The organism is Microbacterium sp. AISO3 (assembly GCF_002204305.1).
Taxonomy (GTDB): domain Bacteria; phylum Actinomycetota; class Actinomycetes; order Actinomycetales; family Microbacteriaceae; genus Microbacterium; species Microbacterium arborescens.
Genome location: NZ_NHRF01000020.1, coordinates 1 through 5,483, shown reverse-complemented (window position 1 = coordinate 5,483; position 5,483 = coordinate 1). Strand labels below are relative to the sequence as shown.

The window sequence follows — 5,483 nt, the reverse complement described above, 5'->3', positions numbered from 1 at the left end:
ACGAAAGAAGTCCGGCGGTGTCCTACTCTCCCACAGGGTCCCCCCTGCAGTACCATCGGCGCTGTGAGGCTTAGCTTCCGGGTTCGGAATGTAACCGGGCGTTTCCCTCACGCTATGGCCGCCGAAACACTATTGATGTTTCAGTCTGCACAACGATTGATCGTTATGCGGTTCTCGACCGTACATCGAGAACCACTCAGTGGACGCAAGCACCAAAAACGGTGTGTTATCAAGTCATCGGCTTATTAGTACCGGTCAGCTTCACGTGTTACCACGCTTCCACATCCGGCCTATCAACCCAGTAGTCTAGCTGGGAGCCTCTCGCCCGAAGGCATGGAAATCTCATCTTGAGGCCGGCTTCCCGCTTAGATGCTTTCAGCGGTTATCCATCCCGAACGTAGCTAACCAGCGGTGCTCCTGGCGGAACAACTGGCACACCAGAGGTTCGTCCAACCCGGTCCTCTCGTACTAGGGTCAGATCCTCTCAAATTTCCTACGCGCGCAGCGGATAGGGACCGAACTGTCTCACGACGTTCTAAACCCAGCTCGCGTACCGCTTTAATGGGCGAACAGCCCAACCCTTGGGACCTACTCCAGCCCCAGGATGCGACGAGCCGACATCGAGGTGCCAAACCATGCCGTCGATATGGACTCTTGGGCAAGATCAGCCTGTTATCCCCGAGGTACCTTTTATCCGTTGAGCGACAGCGCTTCCACAAGCCACTGCCGGATCACTAGTCCCGACTTTCGTCCCTGCTCGACCTGTCAGTCTCACAGTCAAGCTCCCTTGTGCACTTACACTCGCCACCTGATTGCCAACCAGGTTGAGGGAACCTTTGGGCGCCTCCGTTACTTTTTGGGAGGCAACCGCCCCAGTTAAACTACCCACCAGGCACTGTCCCTGAACCGGATTACGGTTCGAAGTTAGATATCCAGAGTGACCAGAGTGGTATTTCAACAATGACTCCACGGTAACTGGCGTCACCGCTTCAAAGTCTCCCACCTATCCTACACAAGCCACACCGAACACCAATACCAAGCTGTAGTAAAGGTCACGGGGTCTTTCCGTCCTGCTGCGCGTAACGAGCATCTTTACTCGTAGTGCAATTTCGCCGAGTTCGCGGTTGAGACAGTTGGGAAGTCGTTACGCCATTCGTGCAGGTCGGAACTTACCCGACAAGGAATTTCGCTACCTTAGGATGGTTATAGTTACCACCGCCGTTTACTGGGGCTTAAATTCTCAGCTTCGCCTTGCGGCTAACCGGTCCTCTTAACCTTCCAGCACCGGGCAGGCGTCAGTCCGTATACATCGTCTTGCGACTTGGCACGGACCTGTGTTTTTAGTAAACAGTCGCTACCCACTAGTCTCTGCGGCCTCCACACCCTTTCGGAGTAAATCCTAATAAGTGGAAGGCCCCCCTTCTCCCGAAGTTACGGGGGCATTTTGCCGAGTTCCTTAACCACGATTCTCTCGATCTCCTTGGTATTCTCTACCTGACCACCTGAGTCGGTTTGGGGTACGGGCAGCTAGAACCTCGCGTCGATGCTTTTCTCGGCAGCATAGGATCACCCACTTTTTATCCGCATCGTGTCTCAGCCTGTATGAGTCACGGATTTGCCTATGACTCGGCCTACGCACTTGCCCCGGGACAACCATCGCCCGGGTTGGGCTACCTTCCTGCGTCACACCTGTTAATACGCTAGCCGCACCAGCATGGGGTCGAGCGTTAGACCGGACCGTCTCACCCCGAAGGGATCAACTAAGCCCGGGTTAGGACTCTTAGCACCACTGGATTAGCTTGGGCGGTTCTTCGCCGGTACGGGAATATCAACCCGTTGTCCATCGACTACGCCTGTCGGCCTCGCCTTAGGTCCCGACTTACCCAGGGAAGATTAGCTTGACCCTGGAACCCTTGGTCTTTCGGAGGACGTGTTTCTCACACGTCTTTCGCTACTCATGCCTGCATTCTCACTCGTGTGCCGTCCACGGCTGGGTCACCCCGCCGCTTCACCCGGCACACGACGCTCTCCTACCCATCAACACGGCTGGACCACGAAGGCCTACCAATAATGTCAATGCCACAACTTCGGTGGCGTGCTTGAGCCCCGTTACATTGTCGGCGCGGAATCACTTGACCAGTGAGCTATTACGCACTCTTTCAAGGGTGGCTGCTTCTAAGCCAACCTCCTGGTTGTCAGAGCAACTCCACATCCTTTCCCACTTAGCACGCGCTTTGGGACCTTAGTTGGTGGTCTGGGTTGTTTCCCTCTCGACTATGAAGCTTATCCCCCACAGTCTCACTGCTGCGCTCTCACTTACCGGCATTCGGAGTTTGGCTGACGTCAGTAACCTTGTAGGGCCCATCGGCCATCCAGTAGCTCTACCTCCGGCAAGAAACACGCAACGCTGCACCTAAATGCATTTCGGAGAGAACCAGCTATCACGAAGTTTGATTGGCCTTTCACCCCTATCCACAGCTCATCCCCTCAGTTTTCAACCTAAGTGGGTTCGGTCCTCCACGACGTCTTACCGTCGCTTCAACCTGGCCATGGATAGATCACTTCGCTTCGGGTCTAGGACACGCGACTGAATCGCCCTATTCAGACTCGCTTTCGCTACGGCTACCCCACACGGGTTAACCTCGCCACGTATCGCTAACTCGCAGGCTCATTCTTCAAAAGGCACGCTGTCACCCCTACTAAGGAGGCTCCAACGGTTTGTAAGCAAACGGTTTCAGGTACTATTTCACTCCCCTCCCGGGGTACTTTTCACCTTTCCCTCACGGTACTTGTCCGCTATCGGTCATCTGGGAGTATTTAGGCTTATCAGGTGGTCCTGACAGATTCACACGGGATTTCTCGGGCCCCGTGCTACTTGGGATACTCTTCACGCCAAGAGAAGCATTTCGACTACGGGGTTCGCACCCTCTATGACCAGGCATTCAAACCTGTTCGTCTATACCTTCTTGTAACGTCGACCACTCGGCAGAATGATCAGAAAAGTCCCACAACCCCCAACGTGCAACGCCTGCCGGCTATCACACACGCAAGGTTTAGCCTGATCCGGTTTCGCTCGCCACTACTAACGGAATCGCTGTTGCTTTCTCTTCCTGTGGGTACTGAGATGTTTCACTTCCCCACGTTCCCTCTACCCGCCCTATATATTCAGGCGGGAGTCACTAGGTCGGCACGCCGCCCAGCGGGGTTTCCCCATTCGGACACCCTCGGATCACAGTGTGCTTATCCACTCCCCGAGGCTTATCGCAGATTGCTACGTCCTTCTTCGGCTCCAGATGCCAAGGCATCCACCGTTTGCTCTTAAAGACTTGAAATCACATGAGTTGAATCGTCAAAAAATTGACTAATGATCTTTAAGATCATCTTCACGACACAACACCCGAAGGTGTCGCATCGAAGATGCTCGCGTCCACTGTGTAGTTCTCAAAGTACGGGCGGTACCCTCCCCACATGCCACCCAAGCAGCATGAAGAAAAGGCCCAGAGGTTACGGACTCTCATCCGGTCCCTCAGGACCCAACAGCGTGCAGGTGCGACACCCGAAACCCTCCCCGTTCCCACCGCAAGCGGCGTACTAGAGAAGAACCTCATCCTTCGCACCATGTCAAATGTTCCACCCATGAGCTCCCAGCGAAGAACATGTGCCTTCGAACTGGGTTCTGGACTCCGAAGAGTCAGATGCTCCTTAGAAAGGAGGTGATCCAGCCGCACCTTCCGGTACGGCTACCTTGTTACGACTTAGTCCTAATTACCGATCCCACCTTCGACGGCTCCCTCCACAAGGGTTGGGCCACCGGCTTCAGGTGTTACCGACTTTCATGACTTGACGGGCGGTGTGTACAAGACCCGGGAACGTATTCACCGCAGCGTTGCTGATCTGCGATTACTAGCGACTCCGACTTCATGAGGTCGAGTTGCAGACCTCAATCCGAACTGGGACCGGCTTTTTGGGATTCGCTCCACCTCACGGTATTGCAGCCCTTTGTACCGGCCATTGTAGCATGCGTGAAGCCCAAGACATAAGGGGCATGATGATTTGACGTCATCCCCACCTTCCTCCGAGTTGACCCCGGCAGTATCCCATGAGTTCCCACCATTACGTGCTGGCAACATAGAACGAGGGTTGCGCTCGTTGCGGGACTTAACCCAACATCTCACGACACGAGCTGACGACAACCATGCACCACCTGTATAGAGACCTTGCGGGGCGACTGTTTCCAGACGTTTCCTCTATATGTCAAGCCTTGGTAAGGTTCTTCGCGTTGCATCGAATTAATCCGCATGCTCCGCCGCTTGTGCGGGTCCCCGTCAATTCCTTTGAGTTTTAGCCTTGCGGCCGTACTCCCCAGGCGGGGAACTTAATGCGTTAGCTGCGTCACGGAATCCGTGGAATGGACCCCACAACTAGTTCCCAACGTTTACGGGGTGGACTACCAGGGTATCTAAGCCTGTTTGCTCCCCACCCTTTCGCTCCTCAGCGTCAGTTACGGCCCAGAGATCTGCCTTCGCCATCGGTGTTCCTCCTGATATCTGCGCATTCCACCGCTACACCAGGAATTCCAATCTCCCCTACCGCACTCTAGTCTGCCCGTACCCACTGCAGGCCCGAGGTTGAGCCTCGGGTTTTCACAGCAGACGCGACAGACCGCCTACGAGCTCTTTACGCCCAATAATTCCGGATAACGCTTGCGCCCTACGTATTACCGCGGCTGCTGGCACGTAGTTAGCCGGCGCTTTTTCTGCAGGTACCGTCACTTTCGCTTCTTCCCTGCTAAAAGAGGTTTACAACCCGAAGGCCGTCATCCCTCACGCGGCGTTGCTGCATCAGGCTTGCGCCCATTGTGCAATATTCCCCACTGCTGCCTCCCGTAGGAGTCTGGGCCGTGTCTCAGTCCCAGTGTGGCCGGTCACCCTCTCAGGCCGGCTACCCGTCGACGCCTTGGTGAGCCATTACCTCACCAACAAGCTGATAGGCCGCGAGCTCATCCCTGACCGAAATTCTTTCCAGCTACTGACCATGCGGTCGCAGCTCGTATCCGGTATTAGACGCCGTTTCCAGCGCTTATCCCAGAGTCAGGGGCAGATTGCTCACGTGTTACTCACCCGTTCGCCACTGATCCACAGAGCAAGCTCTGCTTCACCGTTCGACTTGCATGTGTTAAGCACGCCGCCAGCGTTCATCCTGAGCCAGGATCAAACTCTCCGTAAAGAAAATTTGCTGCGACCAGCCGGAAAAAGACTGGAGCAGCGAGTTTGATGCTGACCAAAGAGATAAATCATTGCTGACTATCCGTTGCCTCCCCCAAAGAGGAGGTCTTTGATCCAAAGGAATCTCACCCCACCGAAGTGGAGTCGAGGTTATTTGGCATTTGACAAGTGCACGCTGTTGAGTTCTCAAGGATCGGACGCTCCCCCAACTGACCTCACAGCCAGCCCAGAGGGCAACTTCACAACCATACCCCACCC

3 rRNA genes are annotated in these 5,483 nt (G+C 55.0%); all 3 read right to left on the bottom strand.

Annotation, left to right across the window (positions count from 1 at the left end):
* Positions 1-9 precede the first annotated feature (9 nt).
* Positions 10-126: ribosomal RNA gene (gene rrf, locus CBF90_RS16015) — 5S ribosomal RNA — on the bottom strand.
* A gap of 99 nt (positions 127-225) precedes the next feature.
* Positions 226-3,332: ribosomal RNA gene (locus CBF90_RS16010) — 23S ribosomal RNA — on the bottom strand.
* A gap of 374 nt (positions 3,333-3,706) precedes the next feature.
* A 16S ribosomal RNA gene (locus CBF90_RS16005) occupies positions 3,707-5,226 on the bottom strand.
* Together the 16S, 23S and 5S rRNA genes form the textbook arrangement of a ribosomal RNA operon.
* Positions 5,227-5,483 lie beyond the last annotated feature (257 nt).